Below are 17819 nucleotides of genomic sequence, written 5' to 3' on the forward strand. Positions count from 1 at the left end.
ACTCATGAAGGGGATTTCTAAAACGGCGCGCAAGAGAATGAGCGCGATGGCAGGAGAGGCAGCCCGGTTCGGCGGATCACGCCAGGGCGCTGCTGTGATTCTTGCGGCGGGCGCAGTCTATCTGGCCGCGCTCGGCGTTGCCTTCCCTGTGCAGGGCGACGAGCCCACTGCCGTGGCGGAGAATGCGCCGCACCCGATGATCGGCAAATACTGCATGTCCTGCCATGATTCGGAGGAGCGCGTGGCTGGCCTCTCCTTCGAGGGGATGGACTTCGACCATACCGGCAAGAATGCGGCCATCTGGGAAAAGGTGGTGCGCAAGGTGAGCGCAGGTGCCATGCCGCCGCTCAACAGCCCTCGGCCCGAGGCGGGCGAACTGGCCTCCTTTCTGGGCGAATTGACCGATCGGCTCGATTCCACGCCCGCGCCACTCCCCTCGGCCAACCTGCGCCGCCTGAACAGAACCGAATATGCCAATGCCGTGCGCGATCTCATCGGGCTGGAAATCAATCCGGCGGACTTCCTGCCGCCCGATGCCGCGACCGGCGGGTTCGACAATATCTCCAGCGTACTGACCACCTCCCCGGCGCTCATTCAGGGCTATCTCAATGCCGGGCTCACGATCAGCAGCATCGCCACGGGCGCTTCAACGCTCGAACTGACGCGGACTGTTTACAACGCGCCCGGCAAACTCGTGCAGACCAAGCATCTGGAAGGGCTGCCGCTCGGCACGCGGGGCGGGATGCGGGTCAACCATTTCTTCCCGGTGGACGGCACATACGAGATCAGCGTGCGCACCAGCACCGGCGGGTTCATCGCCGGACGCCGGGCGCCGGCCCCCATGCCGGCCGTCAACCTCACCATCGATGGCCGCCGGGTCGCGCTGGGCAAGGGCGACAAGGTCCGCGTGAAGCTGGGCGCCGGGCGACGCACGATCACGGCGGCGCTGCTCGACGAGGTCGCCGGTGCGGGCGTGAACGACATCTACGCCAATTATCTGACCAAGGGCCTCGTCCTCAACGTCGCGGTCAACGGGCCATTCACGACGCAGGGGCCGGGCCGCAGCGCGCCGCGCGCCACGGTCTTCTCCTGCCGTCCCAAGAGCTGGATGGAGGAAAAGCCCTGCGCCCGCGCGATCCTGACGCGCCTCGGCAGCCTGGCCTTCCGCCGCCCGCTCAAGCCGATGGGCGGCGAGGTGGACGCGATCATGAAGATGTATGATGCGGGCCGGGCGCAGGGCACGTTCGAGGACGGTGTCCGCGCCGGCCTCTCCTACATTCTGGTCGATCCCCGCTTCATTTACCGGTTCGAGCAGCCGGTCGCGCAGGACAAGTTTGCGATCAGTGATCTCGACCTCGCCTCGCGCCTCTCCTTCTTCCTGTGGAGCAGCATCCCCGACCAGCAATTGCTCGATCTGGCGGCGCAGAACAAGCTCAGCGACCCAGCCGTGCTGGACCAGCAGGTCAACCGCATGCTCGCCGACCCCAGGGCGGAAGCGCTGGTCGACAATTTCGCGACCCAGTGGCTGCATCTGCGCGAATTGCGCTCGGTCCAGCGCGAGAGCCCGGCGTTTGACGACAATCTGCGCGTCGCTTTCGAGAATGAGACCAAGGGCCTCGTTCGCTATGTGATGCTGCAGAACCGCCCGATCCGCGATCTGCTCGATGCCGACTACACGTTCGTCAACGAGCGGCTGGCCCAGCATTATGGCATTAGCGGCGTGCGGGGCGACTATTTCCGCAAGGTCAGCCTGCCCAAGGACAGCGTGCGCCGTGGCCTGCTCGGGCAAGGTGCGATCCTCACCGTCACCTCCGTCGCTAACAGGACCTCGCCGGTCATTCGCGGTGCGTGGGTACTGGAGAACATCCTCGGCGTGAAGCCGCCGCCGCCGCCGCCCGGCGTCGAGACCAATCTCGACGCGAATGCCGAGGCGACGAGCCTGCGCCAGCGCCTTGCCGTGCATCGCGAGAACAAGGTGTGCGCCTCCTGCCATAATATGATGGACCCCATCGGCCTGGCGTTGGAGAATTACGATCTGGTCGGCCAGTGGCGGACGCGGGACGGCGCCTTCCCGGTCGATGCCTCCGGCGTGATGTCCGACGGCACCAAGATCAATGGCCCGCGCGATCTGCGCAACGCCATCCTCGCCCGCTCGGACGCCTTCACCCACACCTTCATCGAGAAACTGATGACCTTCGCCATCGGCCGCGAACTTACCTTTGCCGACATGCCGGAAGTACGCCGGATCGCCCGGACCAGCGCCGGCAATGGCGATCGCTTCCAGACGATCCTGCGCGGCGTCGTCACCAGCCGGCAGTTCCGGATGCCGGCGGGCAGCCAGAAAGATCGGCTGCGCGTGTCGCCCAGCCAGTTGACCTGGAACACCAGCCGGCAGCCGCCCGCCATGATTGGGAGAAAGAAGTGATGAACGGCGATGACTTTTCGGGCGATGGCGCGGGCATATTCGACCGGCGCAGCGTGATCGCCGCCGGCTCGCTGCTTTCGCTGGCGCTCTCGTCGGGTGTGGCGATGGCCGCGGAAGCCCTGCGCGGTGACGAACTACCGCTGCGCACCACGGGTCTGGAACATATCGGCATGCTGGTGCCGGACGTGACGAAGGCCGCGCAATTCTATGGCCGCTTGTTCAATCCGGCGGTCCACAAGGAGGCCGATCCGCCGCTGCGTTATTATGTCGTGCTGGGCAAGGGCTATATCGCTCTGGGATCGCGCGCCACCGCGCCCGATCCGGCGATCGACCATTATTGCGTGCTGCTCGAGAAATACGACCGCAAGGCGATGGATGCGCGCCTCGAGCGTGAAGGGCTGGCCCCTGCCATGCGCGGCATCGTCTACGATCCCGATCACATTGGCCTGCAATTGCTGGAAGAACCGGCCGGCCTCGCCAGCACGACGGTGCCGGCCGGAAACATCGTGGAGGGCGCGCCCCTCGTCACCCCGCTCAAGATGGAAAGCATCCTGCTGCGCGTCAGCGATCTCGCTGCCACCAGCAAGTTCATGTCGCTCTTCTTCAAGGAGATGCGCGCGCCGGCGCCGGGCCAGCGCTGGTTTGCCGCGGCGAACACGCCCATCGCCATCCGCCAGACGGTCGGCCGGGAAAAGCCGGCCGTGGATGACTGGACGGTGAGTTGCCGCCGCTTCGACAGTGGCAAGGTCGCCGCCGCGCTCGCGCAGATGGGGGCAGTCATCCTGCCTTCCGCGCCCGGCACGCTGCGCCTGCTCGATCCCAATGGTTTGCCGCTCACGATGAAGATGGCCGGCTGATGCGCCGGCCCGCCCCGCCCTTTCCGCTTGGCTCTGAGGTCTGGAGACGTCGATGACCTACCTTACCCGCAAATCGCTTTCGCGCCGGACCGTGCTTCGCGGGGCCGGCGCCTGTCTTGCGCTCCCCTTCCTGGAATCGATGATACCCGCCGCATCGTCCGGGCTGCCACCGGCGCGGACGCGGCTGGGCTTCTTCTATGTGCCCCATGGCGCGGTGATGGACAGGTTCCGCCCGGCGACGCTGGGCGCCGGCTTCGAGCTGTCGCCCACGCTGCGCCCGCTTGCGGCCTTTCACGACAAGATCAACGTCATCAGCGATCTGACCCTGCCGCTCGCCTACACGCAGGATGCCTCGGCCGCGGCCAATCATAGCAGTTCCTCCGCCGTCTACCTCTCCGGTACGGCGATGACCAAGAATGTGAACAAGCTCGGCATGACGGCGGACCAGGTCGCCGCCAAGCATCTCGGCCAGGATACGCCCCTGCCCTCGCTCGAACTCGGTATCGAGGAGCCCTCGGCAATCTGCGGTGAAGGGTGGAGCTGCGCCTATCGCGACACGATCAGCTGGCAGGACGCCAACACGCCGCTGCCGATCCAGCGCAACCCGCAACTGTTGTTCGAGCGCCTGTTCGGCGCCGGCGGCACGCCGGAGGAACGCGCGGCGATCTGGAGTGAATCGCGCAGCATGCTGGACACGGTGACCGACCAGACGCGCAAGCTCTCAGCCGATCTGCCGGCCGAGGACCGGCGGCGGCTCGACCAGTATCTGACCGATGTGCGCGAGGTCGAACGGCGGCTGGAACTGACCCAGGCACAGACCAGCCACGATATCGTGGTGCCGGAAAAGCCAATCGGCATTCCCGAGGATTTCGAGACGCACATCAAGATGATGTTCGATCTGCAGGTGCTGGCGTGGCAGACGGAACTGACCCGCATTTCCACATTGATGCTGGCGGTCGAGAACAGCAACCGCATCTACCCGGGCAGCGGCGTGATGGAGAGCTTCCATCCGCTCTCGCACCACAGCAACGTGCCGGCCAATAAGGACAGGCTGGCGCAGCTCAATGCCTATCACATCTCCATGTTCGGCTATCTGCTCGACAAGATGGCCAGCACGCCGGATGGCAATGGCTCGCTGCTCGACAACAGCATCCTGATGTGGGGTAGCGGGATGAGCGATTCCAACGTCCATAATCACGGCCCTCTGCCGATCGTCCTCGCAGGCGGCGGCTCGGGCAAGATCGCCGGCAAGCGCCACATCAGCGGCGGCGTCGGCAAGGATCGTCCGCTCTCCAACCTGCTGCTCTCCATCCTGCAAAAGGCGGGCGCACCGGTGGAAAGCTTCGGCGACAGCGACGGCACGATCGACATCTGATGCCCGCCACAAGCAAACGCATCGCGCTGGCAGGCCTGGCGCTCCTGGCGCTCGCCCTTGTCGCCTTCCTGCTGCTGCGTCCGCAGCGCCCCGTGCTGCCGCCGGCCAAGGCGCAGGAACTGGGCGTGCAGATGGCCTCGGCGGCGCGCGACAATCAGCTCGAGCGCATGTACGAGCTGGTCGACAGCGGCGCCAATCTCGATGCGCGCTCGCCGGACGGCACGCCCGCGCTGCACTGGCTGGCGCGGCGCAACCTCGCGGACGATGTCGACCGCCTGCTTGATCTTGGCGCCAATGCAGGCCTCACGAACGAATATGGCCTCACGCCCTTGCATGTGGCCGCCGAATTTGGCGCGTCCGCTGTGCTGCGCCGCCTGCTCAGGGCCGGCGCGCCTGTGGATACCCTCTCCCACACCGGCCAGACCGCGCTCATGATCGCCGCGGGCGAAGGGGACGGCGCCAACGTCAAGGCGCTGCTTGCGGCCGGTGCGAACCCCAATTTCACCGACAAGGCCTATGGCCAGACCCCGCTGATGCTCGCGGTGCGCGGCGGCAGCGTGGAGGCGGTGCAGGCGCTCATAGAGGCCGGCGCCAACGTCAACGCCGCCACGAAGCTGGGCAGGAAGCCCGAGTTCCGCGCGCCCGGCGAAGGCGGGGGCTCGCATGGCGACGGCATCGTGCGCGGCGGCGTGCCGCCCGAGGGTTCGCGCGCCGAGTGGCCCGGCAAGATCACCCCGCTCCACCTCGCCGCGCGCGAGGGCACGGTCGAGATGGCCAAGGCGCTGGTCGAGGCCGGCGCGAAGATCGAGCAGCCCGAGGCCAATGATGCGCGCCCGCTGCTCGTGGCGGTGCTCAATGACAATGTGCCGGTCGCCCAATATCTGCTCGACAAGGGCGCCAATCCCAACGCCGCCGATTGGTATGGCCGCACGCCGCTCTGGGCCGCTGTCGACGTGCGCAACATGGAGCTGGATACCGACACCGCCAAACAAAAGGGCGTGGATCGTCCCCGTGCGCTCAAGTTCATCGGCGCGCTGCTCAACAAGGGCGCCAACCCCAATGCGCGGGTGATGCGCTATCCGCCGACCCGCTTCTGGCTGTTGACGGCTGGCTCTCTGTCCTGGGTCGATTTCACCGGGCAGACGGCGTTTCTGCGCGCCGCCCTCTCCGGCGATGTGGACGCCATGAAGCTGCTCGCCAGCAAGGGCGCCGACCCCAATATCACGACGAACAATGGCACGACGCCGCTCATGGCCGCTGCCGGCATCAATTGGGTGTTCTTCCAGACGTTCGACGAGGGCGAGGACAAGCTGCTTGAGGCCGTCCGGCTCTGCCACGAGCGGTTCGGGCAGGATCTGAACGCGACCAATGCCATGGGGCTGGCCGCCGTTCATGGGGCAGCCAATCGCGGGTCGAACAAGATCCTGGCCTATCTGGCGAGCAAGGGCGCGCGCTTCGACATTCGGGATGCCGAGGGCCGCACGCCCTACACCTGGGCGAAGGGCGTGTTCCTGGCGACAACCGCCGCGGAGCCGAAGCCGGAGTCTATGAAGCTGATCGAGCAGGTCTGCGCGCGTACCGGGCAGTCCTGCGGCATCAACTGACATCGTCCGGACACAGCGGACCGCATCATTCGGGGGATTTTCGTGCAGGACTTCATCTTCTTCCTCGGTCGCTTCCACGTTCTCGTGCTGCACCTGCCGATCGGCATTCTGATGCTGGCGATCGGGCTGGAGATCGCGACGCGCTGGCCGCGCTTCGCCGCCCTGCGTCCCGCGGTTTCCGCGACATGGCTGATCGGCGCGCTCTGTGCCTTCCTCACCGTGACATTAGGCTATATGCACGCGAGCGAGCCCGGCTTCACCGGCGAGGCGGTCAACTGGCACCGCTGGAGCGGCGTGCTGCTGGCAGCCAGCGCGCTGCTGGTCTGGGCCTGGCAGCGCGAATTCCCGAACATCTATGACCGAGGCTGGCCGCTCGCCTGCCTGATCACTGGAGGGTTGCTCGTGGCCACCGGCCATTTCGGCGGCAATCTGACGCACGGCCCGACCTACCTCACCGAATTCGCGCCCGGCCCGCTGCGCTCCGGCCCCGGCGGCCGGTCACCGGTGACCAATGTCGCCGACGCGGACATCTTCCTCGATGTGGTCCAGCCCACCCTGCAGACGCGCTGCGCCTCCTGCCACAACGATGACAAGCGCCGCGGCGCTCTCTCCATGGCGACCTACAAGAGCCTGATGGAAGGCGGCGAGAGCGGCGCGGTGATCGATCCGGGCGAGAAGCAGCGCAGCGACCTGTATCGCCGCATCACCCTGCCTGCCGACCACAAGGACTTCATGCCCAAGAACGGTCGCACGCCGCTCACCCCGGATGAAGTCGCGGTCATCGGCTGGTGGATCGAGGCCGGCGCCTTGCCGGAAGGCACGGTCGGCAAGCTGAATGCACCCGAGGACATCCGCGCCAAGATCGCCAAGGTGCTCGGCCTTTAACCGCAAGCGGCCAGACGAGACCCGCCGGGCTTGTCTTCAAAATCTCACAACGATCCCGCTGGCCGATGAGGGACCCTGCCGATCCACGCCCCCGCCGCTCGTGCAATGGCCCAGCCGTTCCAAGCCCTGCCTCATAAAAAACGGGCGGATCGATTATCCGATCCGCCCGCCGCAATGGTGTTAGCGGGTGCCGGGGCACCCGCCCCCGTTAGAAGTCGTAACGGATCGACGCGCCGATCATGCGTGGCTTTCCGCGCACCACCGAGAGCATGTTGCGCGGCGGTGCGCCGACGCCGGTGGGCGTGAAGCTGTCGAAATAGGCGCCGCCGAAGCGGGTGGCACCCGTCGCGTAGGTCTTGTCGAACAGATTATTCGCGAAGACCGAAATCACCACCGGCACATTCTTCGGCATGAAGCGAATGCGGGCGTTAACGAGGCTATAGGCCGGAAGCTGATACTTCGAGTCGGGATTATCGAGGTTCAGCGTGGCCTGGTCGTCGGTGTAGCTCCAGTTCATGTTGACCGTGAACTCGCCGAATTCGGCCGGCACATTGAGCGTTCCGCCGAGGCTCAATTGCTTGCGGGGGATATCCGGGAAGAGGAACGGCCCGCCATTACGCACCGGATCGAGCTTGACGCCGGTCAGCGAGCCGCTGGCATCGAGCGAGAAGTTCCGCGAGAGGCGCAGGCGGCTGTCCAGTTCCAGTCCGTAGACATCGATGTCGCCGGCATCGACAACCTGAAGGTTGAACCCCAGCGGGCAGGACGGCCCGGTCGTGCAGGTCACGCGACGCGCTGACTGCCGGTTGCCCCATTGCATATAGAAGACGGTCGGATTGACGATGAACGCCCGGTTGAAGAGCGCCATACGCAAGCCGACTTCATAGTTGCGGACGGTCTCGGGCGGCACGGTCGGCACGCCGTCGCCGCTCTGCGCCGGGCCGGGAATGTTGTCGGCGATCGAGAAGCTGTAGAGGCCGGCCTTGTACGCCTTGGAAATCGTCGCATAAGCGAGGATATCCGGCGTAATCTTGTAGTCGATGGTCGCGCGATAATCGACCTGCTGCCAATGTCGCGAACTGTCGACGAAGGTCGATGTTGTGCCGGGCGCCGGTGTGAAGTCCGACGAGGCATATTCGATCGATTCGATCCGCTTGCGGTCATACGCATAGCGCAGGCCGCCCGTAAAATTGAGCCGGTTGGTCACGTGCCAGGTCGCGCTGACGAAGGCACCGAAAGAGTTGGCCACCTGCGTCGTGTCGGCGTCCTGCCGGCGGACCAGGCCGCCATCGGCATTGCCGTTGGGGCTGTTTGGATAGACGCTGGTGCCCTTGCGGGTAATGGTCAGGCCCTGCTCGTCCGACTTTTCGTAGAAATAATTGAGGCCACCGACGACATCGAGCGCGCCGCCGAACGGCGCCGCGTTGAGCTGCAGTTCCTGATAGAAAACCTTCGATCCGGTATCGAGCTTGCGGTTTTCCGTGCCCAGCTGCTGATAATCGATCACCCCGTTGAAATCGAGCTTCGACAAGCCGGAGGTCGAGGACAGGGTCACATCGTCGGAGAGTTCGTAGGACATGCGCAGATCGGCCTGCCAATAGACCGATGTGTTCCGCTGCACGCACTCTTCGCCGAAGTCGGGATTGAAATCATCGAGCAGGCAGATGTCATGCTGGCGATATTTGTCACCGGTCACCACGCGCGGATCGTTATAAGGCGCAATCGGCGCCTGACCGACGGACTTGAAGGCATCATTGAGCCAGTCGCCATAATTGCCCTGAATGCCGACAAAGCCCGGCGCTGGCTCGATGCCCGGCCGCAGATCGAGCTCCTCGGTGACGATCGGCGACCCATTGGCGCGAGAATCGGTGTAAAGAAAGCCCAGCGTGGCCTCGAAGCGGTCGTTCGGCTCGAAGCGCGCCTGCACGCGCCCGACATAGTCCGTGGATGCACCGTTCTTCTCGGTACCGCGCTGCACCCATCCGCCCTGATGCAAATAGGCGCCCTGCGCGCGCACGGCCAGCGTATCGCCGATGGGGATATTGATCGCGCCGACGATATCCGCCCGGTCATAATTGCCGGCCGTCACCTGCGCATAGCCTTCCGTCTCGCCGAGGCGCGGCTGCTTGGTGAAGTAACGCACCGCACCGCCCGTGGAGTTGCGGCCGAACAGCGTGCCCTGCGGGCCGCGGAGCACCTCGATCCGGTCGATATCGATCACTTTGAGAACCGAGCCGGCAGTGCGCGGCATGTAGATACCGTCGATATACAGGCCCACGCCGCGCTCGCCGAGTGCGCCACCGCCGCCGCCGATGCCGCGGATCGTGAAGGAGGGGGTGGATGTGCTGCCGCCGCGCTGCGGGGCGATGCTGAGATTGGGTGTCTGGTTGGCCAGATCCTCCAGATCCTCGATGCCGCGCGCTTCCACCATTTCTTCGTTTACGGCGACGATCGAGAGCGGGGTATCCTGCAGGTTCATCGCGCGCCGCTCGGCGGTGACGACGATGTCATGGATGACGGAGGTCTTGTCCTCATCGTCATTATCAACGTCTTGCGCGGAAACCGGAGAGACGCCGCCCGCCCCTATCAACGCGGCGCCAGCCAATAGCAATCCATTGCGCCGCAAGGGCGCCCGTTGAACGATCTGCATGTAACCTCCCCTAGATGGAAACCTCTGGCTTCCGGCCCCGCACCTTGTCGGTGACCGAAGCAGGGAGGGGTATTGCAGGCCAATTATCGATACACAAGAGTTTTGTTGATTTTGATAACGAAATGGATCATCCGTTCAGGCTGATAACTTGAGGAGGTTCCGAACAGCCAGAACAGTTCCCCGAAAATAACTGGCATTACGGCCAGACATCCCACGTCACGCACATCTGCGCGACGCGTTTCTGTCTAAATGCTGTTGTTGATTTGAATACCGTCGAACGATCGCCGGGGACCGGTTGATCGATCGATCAGCCGCGCGCCATCGCGCGGGCATTTTCCATCAGCAAGGTGAGGACGGCGCGATAGCGGGCCTCTTCTCCCGGCTCCAGAACGCCCAACAACCGCGCATCGCGATCGGCCTCTGCCGTGGTCAGCAGGCGCCACAAGCCGCGCCCCTCCGCCGAAAGATCGAGCAGGATATCGCGGCGGCCAGGCACTTTCGTGCGGTTAACCAGCCCGATGCTCTCGATGCGCGTCAACGCGCGCACGATCTGGCTCTTGCTGGCCCCCGTCGTGCGCGTCAGGCTGAGCTGGGTCATCGGCTCGTTCTTGCCGATCAGCAGCAGCATATCCGCCTCGAAAGACGAAATCGCCCCGACCCGCTTCGCCAGCAGGGTGGCGGTGCGGTTGAGATAGGAGGCCAGCGTCGTCAGCGGCGGCAGAACCATCACATGCACGCGCGCATCCGCGATGCCGGGCTCGTTCCGCTCATTGGGGCGCCGCTCCGACTTGCGCTCCGCCCCCGGCTCCTGCGTGCCGCCGGACAGCTGGATCTCAGCGTCGAGCATCGCCGCCGCCTCGTCGATCATGAAGCGGGTCGCACGGATGAAAAAGTCCCGGGTCGGCGCGTCGAGCCCGCCGCAGACCTCCACATTGCGAGCAATGGCAACCGCGAGGATCTCCTCGTAGACCGCCCGGCCCTTTTCGGTGAACTCCGCCTTCGAGCGCACGTCGGGACGGTGCACGAGGCCCTTGGCGGTCAGGTGCGCCAGCGACCGGCTGATCTGCGCACGCTGAATGCCCGAGAGCCGCGCGATCTGCGTGAAGGTCACCTTGCCCCGCCGGCCGATCAAGGACAGCAACCGCCGATCGAGATTGGCCAGATCCAGCTCGGCATCGATCTGCCGCGCGCTGGACATCTGCGCGGTCGCCAGAAGACTGTTGATCAGCCTGCCAAAAGACGTGCGCTCGGGCGCCTTGCCAGCGGATAATTCCGGTTCTCGCGACATGATGCGCGTTATGCAATGAAACGCGCCAAAGCCAACCGGAAATCGCGAGCGCGGGGAGATCAGGGCGGGACACTGCGGTAGCGAACTGGTCACCAGTTTGCTGCGAAACGTGCTGCTTGGACCTGGCTCATTGCCCCGATCCTGTCCTTCATCCGAAGGACAGACGGCGCGGCGGCGCTTCCATATTGCTCCAGGGATCATCTGGAGAAGAGCGGAATGCTGGCTGACAACAAGGTCATAATTACAGTCGCGATCAACGGCGGAATGCAGCAGGACCGCGATGGAGCGGTGGTGCCCAAGCAGCCGGTCGAGATCGGCGAAGCGGCCGCGCGTTGCTACGAGGCGGGCGCGGCGATGGTGCATTTTCACGCACGCGGCCCCGATGGCATGAACAGCGGTGATCCCGCGATCTATGCCGAGGCAATCCGTGAAATTCGCGCCCGTTCGCCGATCCTTGTGCAGACCACCAACGGCATTGGCGTTCGCCGGGACAAGCTAACCGGGCAGTTGCACTGGCCATCGGACAAGGAGCGGCTCGGCATCCTCGCCATCGAGCCGTCGCAGGACTTGTTCGGCATCGCCGCGGGCTCGGCGGATTTCTACAATCCGGGCGGCAATTATCCGGGCGAAACGCCCTATGTGAATTCGCCCGAACTGCTCAAGAGCACGATCAAGGCGGTTTATGAACGCGGCTCGGCACTTGAATATGAAGTGGTGGAAGCCAGCGCCCTCCATCGCCTGTTGCGCTATGCCAATGAGGGCATTTTCGATCGTGATCGGGACAATATGTGGCTGCTCCATGGCGGTGGCTTCGGGGCAACGCCGGCCATCGCTCGCAATGTGATCTTCTCGATCGATGAGGGCCTGCGGCTTTTCCCCAAGGCCATCGTCGGCGTCACCGCCACCGGGCAGGACATGTTCCGCTTCGTCACCCTGGGCATCGCCATGGGGTGCGATCTCGTGCGCGTCGGCCTGGAAGACAGCCTGTACATGCCGGACGGCTCGATCGCGCGGGACAATACCGACATGGTGCGCGCCGCCGCGCAGATCGCGGCGCTCTATGGCGCAAAGCCCGCGACGGTCGAAGAAGCCCGGGCAAGGTTCGGCCTCAAATCATGAGGCCGCCTGTCCTTCGGATGAAGGACATATTTCGGCCCGCAGAGCCGCTACGTCACAAGAATAAACAGAAACAAAGGGAGATTGTATGTCGAGCCGGCTAATCGTGCTGTTATCGGGCACAGCCCTGAGCATCATGCCCGCCCTTGCGCATGCGCAAGCCGTCACGGCTTCTGCCCCACAGGATGGCGCAGCAGGGCTTGAGGATATCGTCGTCACGGCGCAGCGGCGGGAAGAGAATCTGCAGCGCGCGGCCGTCTCTGTCACCGTCCTTTCCGGCGAAAATCTGACGACGCGAGGCGTGACCACGGCAGCGGCGCTGACCCAGGTGGCTCCTGCGCTGCAGGTCACTGCAGGAACCGGACCCTATACCGTCCTGACGGTTCGGGGCGTCAGCAACTTTGGCGGCAATGCCTTTTCCGACCCGGCCATCGCCGTCAATTTCTCAGGCGTATATCTTGCCAGTCCCACGGCGGTGCAGGGCCTGTTCTATGATCTTGAGCGCGTCGAGGTGCTGAAAGGCCCGCAGGGCACATTATATGGCCGCAACGCGACGGGCGGCGCCATCAACATCCTGCCGCAGCACGCCCGCATCGGTGAACGTGGCGCGCAACTCAATTTTGAAGTCGGCAATTATGCGCGGGTTGCCGCGTCCGGCGCTGTCAACCTCCCGGTCGGCGAGAACAGCGCCTTCCGCGCCGCGTTCCAAATCCTGCAACGCGATGGCTTCTTCTCGGACGGGCTCGACGATGAGCGCGGTCAGGCCGTCCGTCTCTCCTACCGGCTCCAACCGAGCAGCGCCGTCACCATCGACATCGTCGGGGATTATACCCATCAGGGCGGCCGCGGCGGCGGCTCGACGGTGCGCAAGCGCTGCGGGCCGGACATCTGCTATTTCGGCGACCCACGCACCAGCCTTTCCCAGCAGGATGCGGCATTCGCCCCCCTCGCGCGGCAGACCGACAATTCGTTCATCGACAGCGACTATTATGGGCTGCTCGCGAATGTGAATGTCGAGACCGATGCCGGCACGCTGACGCTGATCCCCGCTTATCGAACATCCAGGCTGAGCTACAACAGCGCCCAGACCGGCTTCCAGATCATCGAGCAGCAGCAGCCCGAGCAAATCTCCATGGAAGCGCGGCTCGCCTCGCCATCGGGCAACCGCTTTGGCTGGCTGATCGGGGCCTACTATCTCGACACGCATGTCACCGCCCGCTCGAACACGGAAAGCGCGGCCGCCCTCACCTATAGCGATCAGATCATCGACACATCGGGCAAGACCGCCGCCGGCTTCGGCCAATTGACCTTTGCGATCGTGCCCGCATTCCGCGTGACCGGGGGACTGCGCTACACCTGGGAGCGCAAGACCAGCGACAGCGAGCGGTACACCATCCGCAATGCTCCGGGGCCAGACCCGGTCATTCCCCTTCTCCCGGTCGGCGCGCCGGCATTTGTCGTCGACCGATCGCTGACGTTCGAAGCCGTCACCTGGCGCGCCGGCCTCGAGTTTGACGCGGGACCGCGCTCGCTGGTCTACGCCAACGTCGGCACCGGTTTCAAAGCGGGCGGCTTCTTCCTCGGTCCACCGGGCGCCAACAGCTTCGAGCCGGAAAAGGTGACCGCCTATACCATCGGCACGAAGAACCGCTTCCTCGACAACCGCCTGCAACTCAATGTGGAGGCGTTCCTGCTGGACTACAAGGACCAGCAACTCGGCTATGTGAAGCTCATTCCCCCATCCGTGGTTCTGGTGACGGAGAATATCGGCCAGGTTCGCACCAAGGGCGTGGAGGCCGAAGCAGAACTGCTGGTTACTCCGTCGACCCGGATCGGGCTGCAGGCCCAATGGCTGGACGCCCGGGTGAAAAAGCTCGTCTATAATTCGGTTTCGACGCCCGGCCCGACCTCGCAATGCCGCACCGCCGGCACGACGGTCGATTGCAGCGCGCTTCGCGCGCTCAAGTCGCCTGAGTGGGTGGTCGCCGCCTCGCTGGAACAGAGCTTTACGCTCGGATCGGGCGACCGCATCATCGCGAACATCTTCAGCCGCTATGAAGGGCCGCGCGAGCTGGATCTGGCCTACACGCCGGAAACGCGCGTTGGCGGTTCGACCCGGACTGACGCGGTGCTGACCTATGCGTTCGAAGGCAAGGGCCTGAGCATCAGCGCATTCGTCAACAACATTGAGGATGACGTCGTCGTCAACAATGTGGCGCCAAACCCGGCCTATTCGACTATTGGTGTGGTCGCGACGTCGCTGCGCCCGCCACGGACCTATGGCGTGCGACTGTCGGGAACCTTCTGATTTCACCCGCATCACTCCCACGGCCAGGCGCGAAAGCCTCGACGCTTCTGATCGTGTCGATCTGTGCGATGGTCTATTTTCTGGACGGGCTGGTCCACACGATCATGGGTCCGCTCGCTCCCGAATTCGCGCCGATGCTTGGCCTTGGCGATGCCGATCTCGGCCCGATCTTCTCGGCCAATCTGATCGGTCAGTGCATCGGCCTGATTGCGTTTCCTCCGCTGGCCGCGAGATTTGGCGACCGGTGGACGGTGGGGCTGACCCTCGCCGGCTTTGGAGCCGCTCAAGCCTTGACGGGCCTCGCGAACAGTGCCGAGCAATTGTTCTGGATGCGGCTGGTAACCGGCGTCCTGTTGGGTGGCTGTCTGCCGAGTTGCCTTGCAATCGTCACCGCAGCCGCCCCGGTCCAACGTCGCGGCCTGGCGATCACCTTCCTGTTCACCGGCTACGGCCTCGGCGCCACCATCGCGGGCATCGTCGCCATCGCCTTTACCGGACTAGGCGGCTGGCGCGTGGCAATGGGCGCGGTGGGACTGCTCTGCCTCGCGACATCCGTCATCACCATCATGGTTCTGCGGGACGCCGAGGAGGTGGCACCGCAAAGCGATGCGCCCCAGCCCCGCGCCAGCCCCTTGAGCCTCCTGGCCCCGCACTATCGCCTGGGCACCACGATGTTGTGGTTCGTCTTCATCGCGATGCTGACCATCAGCTACTGCCTCAGCTCCTGGCTGCCGGTTCTGCTCGTCCGGCTCGGCTATGCGCCGGCCTTCGCAGCCTTGGCGCTCTCCATCTTTTCCTTCGGCGGCATCGCTGCGGCGCTCTGCATGGGGCTTTTGATCGACCGCTACGGCGCCTATCGCGTTCTCGTCTCGTCCCTGCTCATCGCAGCAGCGTTCTTCTTCGTGGCCGGCCAGATTGTGGGCGCGTCCTCAGCCCTGGTCCTTCAACTCGTGCTCGCGGTATGCGGCTTCTTTGCCCTCGGCGCTTATGGCGGCGTGAATGTCATCCTCGCCAGCTTCTACCCGCCGCGCCTGCGATCGACCGGTATCGGATGGGCCAAGAGTGTCGGCCGCATCGGGACGGTCGCGGCGCCGGTCCTGATTGGCGCGCAGCTTGAGGCGGGCATTGCGGAGACCACCATTCTGGCCTCCTTTGCGGTGCCGGCCATCGCGGCGGCGATTGCGTTGATCGCCATGAAGGTGTTCAAGAGGCGTGGAGTCGCGACTGAGGGGGTATAATCCCAGAGGCGGCAGGAGAGCTGAATGTCCTACATCCGCAAGATCGAGGAATGGCGCGCCCCCGTCTCCATGGGCGCCATCTATGAACGCTTGCTGGAAACCGCCGGGACCGACCAGTTCGGCACCGCCGTCCATGATTCGGTGATGACGGTCACCGGTGGCGCGCGCAGAATTTACTTGTTCGAGGCGACGGGCAGAGAAACCAGCGAACTGCAATATTTCTTCGGCGAGCCACGCGTGGAAGCAATGCTGCCGGCCTACAGCCAGCATTATCACAATATCGACCCGGTATGCGACGCCTATAGCGCAGCGCCATGCGTGAGCGACCTTGCCATCCAGCGCATCCGCCCGCCGGACATCAGCTCCGATGAGTTCCGCAGGCGCTTCTTCGATCAGGCCGGTATCGTTGAGCGCGTCTCGATCATCCAGCGCGGACCACAGGCCTGGCGCGTCATCAATGTCGCGCGCCATCGCTCCACCGGCCTGTTTACGGATAGCGAGCTGGACGCGTTGGTGGGTCTGGCCCGCCTAGCGCTGCCGATGCTGCCCCTCAACCGCAGGCGCGCCCTTTCCTGCTTCTCCTCCGCCCAGCACATCGAAAGCCGACTGCGGCACTTGTTCCCAAATCTGACCCGGCGCGAGCGGCAAGTCTGCGCCCGGGCGACCGCCGGCATGTCGGTCGAGGCAACAGCGCTGGATCTGGGTATCGCGAAAACGAGCGTCATGACCTATCGAAAGCGCGCCTATCAGCGACTGGGGATCAGCAGCGTGCCGGAATTGTGTGCGCTGGCAGCGCACTGATCTGGTGAGGAAAGGCGCTGCGAAAGGCTGGCGGAGAATTACGCGGACGTCTGTTATCGCGCTAATACTAAACCTTCCGGGAGCATATATAAGCCTCAAAGATGAATGACGAAGCCGGCGTCGGCTATTTAATGATAATATATCAAATACCTACATTATATCTAATGATGGCAATCATGCCCCCACACTTGCAATTATATTGCCCATGCGAGACGCCAGCCCTGGCGCCCGAACATTCGGTACGTCTCGCTTCCCACTACTGGGTTCAAGTGGCGGATGCCCCCCGCAGCTTCGATGCTGAAAATTATAAGTTAGCCAACTTCAAGTTGTGCGACCTGCGCCGCTCTGTCGCCTTTCAGTGCCCTCGCAATTACCGTCCTGATCACCAACTCGATCGCCGATAAAGTGGCGCCGCTCACCGTAAGTGGCTTTGACCAAGCATCTGCGACGACGGCCGTCTTTTGGCCCAGGCCAACGAGAAATTGGGACGCCCATCTTGCTCTGGCGACAGCGGGTGAACAAGCCACCCGCCGTTTAGGGGCCGTTCTTTAAAAATGGGGCACGCGGCCGCACGGCCATTTCAGCCCGAAGATTGCGCTGATGGAACGACCATCCTTCTTTGTCGCGTTCAAAATGTCAATGCCACGTTAGCGCGAGCGGCCGTTTCCTTAACAATCAACGCGGTACCGCAGCGCATTAACCATCTCTTTTTCCTACGAGATGATTTTATTGCTGTTAATTTTCGTAAATTGCATCTAAGGGCCGGTTAATGCGAGTCTTCTTGAAAGAAAATCAGCATTAAACCCGACAATGGCAAACCATCGGCGACGATGGGACGCAAAGCTTCCGGTCTCGAAAGAGATAGCGGGGATGCCGAAGGAACAAAAAGTGCCCGACATATCTTGTCGTGTAGTTGCGCCATCTCTCTCTAGACTTCAGCGCCCTGCTCTACAAAAATATGAGTTCAGCCTTTCCTGCATATTTTCGTGCAGCGGGCAGCGCGATACTATATACGCCGTGCCTTCTAAGGTAGGCGTGACAAGCGCCAATGCCTCAGCCACATATCTCGGCCACAGTCCGCTCGCCCACCGCGCCCTGCATCGCTCGGCCCCGCCTGCGATCGCGCTGAGCACCCAAGTCTTTCCGCGGAGGGAGACTGGCCTTTCTGTCACAGCGGATTGGGCAACCACGCAGCCAACTGGAACGCGGCGGGCAGCCTCAGCGGGGGCGCTGAGGCCAAAGCCTTGGCCAATCGACCACAGCACTCGCTGA

General features: G+C 63.9%; 11 protein-coding genes and 1 riboswitch. Of the genes, 9 read left to right on the forward strand and 2 right to left on the reverse strand.

Annotation, left to right across the window (positions count from 1 at the left end):
• The first annotated feature begins 37 nt into the window (after positions 1-37).
• Genes M2337_RS00985 through M2337_RS01005 form a run of 5 tightly spaced genes read left to right on the forward strand, consistent with a single transcriptional unit; the run spans position 38 to position 7146 of the window.
• A complete protein-coding gene (locus M2337_RS00985; protein WP_264571325.1) occupies positions 38-2425 on the forward strand; it encodes a DUF1592 domain-containing protein in 2388 nt (795 codons plus the stop codon).
• A complete protein-coding gene (locus tag M2337_RS00990; protein WP_264571326.1) occupies positions 2425-3282 on the forward strand; it encodes a VOC family protein in 858 nt (285 codons plus the stop codon). Before M2337_RS00985 ends, M2337_RS00990 begins: the two co-directional genes overlap by 1 nt.
• 52 nt (positions 3283-3334) lie before the next feature.
• Positions 3335-4657 (forward strand): DUF1552 domain-containing protein, encoded by a 1323-nt coding sequence (locus M2337_RS00995; protein WP_264571327.1) that lies wholly within the window; start codon positions 3335-3337, stop codon positions 4655-4657.
• Complete coding sequence (locus tag M2337_RS01000) at positions 4657-6261, forward strand: ankyrin repeat domain-containing protein (protein WP_264571328.1); 1605 nt, start codon at positions 4657-4659, stop codon at positions 6259-6261. Before M2337_RS00995 ends, M2337_RS01000 begins: the two co-directional genes overlap by 1 nt.
• Before the next feature lie 42 nt (positions 6262-6303).
• The gene (locus M2337_RS01005) at positions 6304-7146 is read left to right on the forward strand and encodes a c-type cytochrome domain-containing protein (RefSeq protein ID WP_264571329.1); all 843 of its coding nucleotides are present in this window, start codon (positions 6304-6306) and stop codon (positions 7144-7146) included.
• A gap of 208 nt (positions 7147-7354) precedes the next feature.
• On the opposite strand, the gene M2337_RS01010 is transcribed toward M2337_RS01005, so the two are convergent.
• Together M2337_RS01010 and M2337_RS01015 are read right to left on the reverse strand one after the other, a co-directional pair.
• The gene (locus M2337_RS01010) at positions 7355-9796 is read right to left on the reverse strand and encodes a TonB-dependent receptor (RefSeq protein WP_264571330.1); all 2442 of its coding nucleotides are present in this window, start codon (positions 9794-9796) and stop codon (positions 7355-7357) included.
• Positions 9797-10103: 307 nt separating this feature from the next.
• The gene (locus tag M2337_RS01015; protein ID WP_264571331.1) at positions 10104-10994 is read right to left on the reverse strand and encodes a MarR family winged helix-turn-helix transcriptional regulator; all 891 of its coding nucleotides are present in this window, start codon (positions 10992-10994) and stop codon (positions 10104-10106) included.
• 306 nt (positions 10995-11300) lie between these two features.
• On the opposite strand from M2337_RS01015, the gene M2337_RS01020 reads away from it, so the two are divergent.
• The 4 genes from M2337_RS01020 (at position 11301) to M2337_RS01035 (ending at position 16547) form a co-directional block, all read left to right on the forward strand.
• A complete protein-coding gene (locus tag M2337_RS01020; RefSeq protein WP_181560660.1) occupies positions 11301-12203 on the forward strand; it encodes a 3-keto-5-aminohexanoate cleavage protein in 903 nt (300 codons plus the stop codon).
• 85 nt (positions 12204-12288) lie between these two features.
• The gene (locus tag M2337_RS01025) at positions 12289-14508 is read left to right on the forward strand and encodes a TonB-dependent receptor (protein WP_264571332.1); all 2220 of its coding nucleotides are present in this window, start codon (positions 12289-12291) and stop codon (positions 14506-14508) included.
• 53 nt (positions 14509-14561) lie between these two features.
• The gene (locus tag M2337_RS01030) at positions 14562-15746 is read left to right on the forward strand and encodes an MFS transporter (RefSeq protein ID WP_264571333.1); all 1185 of its coding nucleotides are present in this window, start codon (positions 14562-14564) and stop codon (positions 15744-15746) included.
• Between the two features lie 24 nt (positions 15747-15770).
• Entirely contained in the window at positions 15771-16547 is a 777-nt protein-coding gene (locus M2337_RS01035) for a helix-turn-helix transcriptional regulator (protein ID WP_264571334.1), read from the forward strand.
• 802 nt (positions 16548-17349) lie between these two features.
• Positions 17350-17425: riboswitch (cyclic di-GMP riboswitch) on the forward strand.
• The last annotated feature ends 394 nt before the right edge of the window (positions 17426-17819 follow it).

The sequence above is a fragment of the Sphingobium sp. B2D3A genome (assembly GCF_025961795.1).
Taxonomy (GTDB): Bacteria; Pseudomonadota; Alphaproteobacteria; order Sphingomonadales; family Sphingomonadaceae; genus Sphingobium.

Bases quoted from the DNA above. Each gene is read 5' to 3' on its own strand.
- M2337_RS01000 (WP_264571328.1), top strand. From the start codon at position 4,657: ATGCCCGCCACAAGCAAACGCATCGCGCTGGCAGGCCTGGCGCTCCTG.
- M2337_RS01020 (WP_181560660.1), top strand. From the start codon at position 11,301: ATGCTGGCTGACAACAAGGTCATAATTACAGTCGCGATCAACGGCGGA.
- M2337_RS00990 (WP_264571326.1), top strand. From the start codon at position 2,425: ATGAACGGCGATGACTTTTCGGGCGATGGCGCGGGCATATTCGACCGG.
- M2337_RS01015 (WP_264571331.1), bottom strand. From the start codon at position 10,994: ATGTCCAGCGCGCGGCAGATCGATGCCGAGCTGGATCTGGCCAATCTC.
- M2337_RS01025 (WP_264571332.1), top strand. From the start codon at position 12,289: ATGTCGAGCCGGCTAATCGTGCTGTTATCGGGCACAGCCCTGAGCATC.
- M2337_RS00985 (WP_264571325.1), top strand. From the start codon at position 38: ATGAGCGCGATGGCAGGAGAGGCAGCCCGGTTCGGCGGATCACGCCAG.
- M2337_RS01010 (WP_264571330.1), bottom strand. From the start codon at position 9,796: ATGCAGATCGTTCAACGGGCGCCCTTGCGGCGCAATGGATTGCTATTG.
- M2337_RS01035 (WP_264571334.1), top strand. From the start codon at position 15,771: ATGTCCTACATCCGCAAGATCGAGGAATGGCGCGCCCCCGTCTCCATG.
- M2337_RS00995 (WP_264571327.1), top strand. From the start codon at position 3,335: ATGACCTACCTTACCCGCAAATCGCTTTCGCGCCGGACCGTGCTTCGC.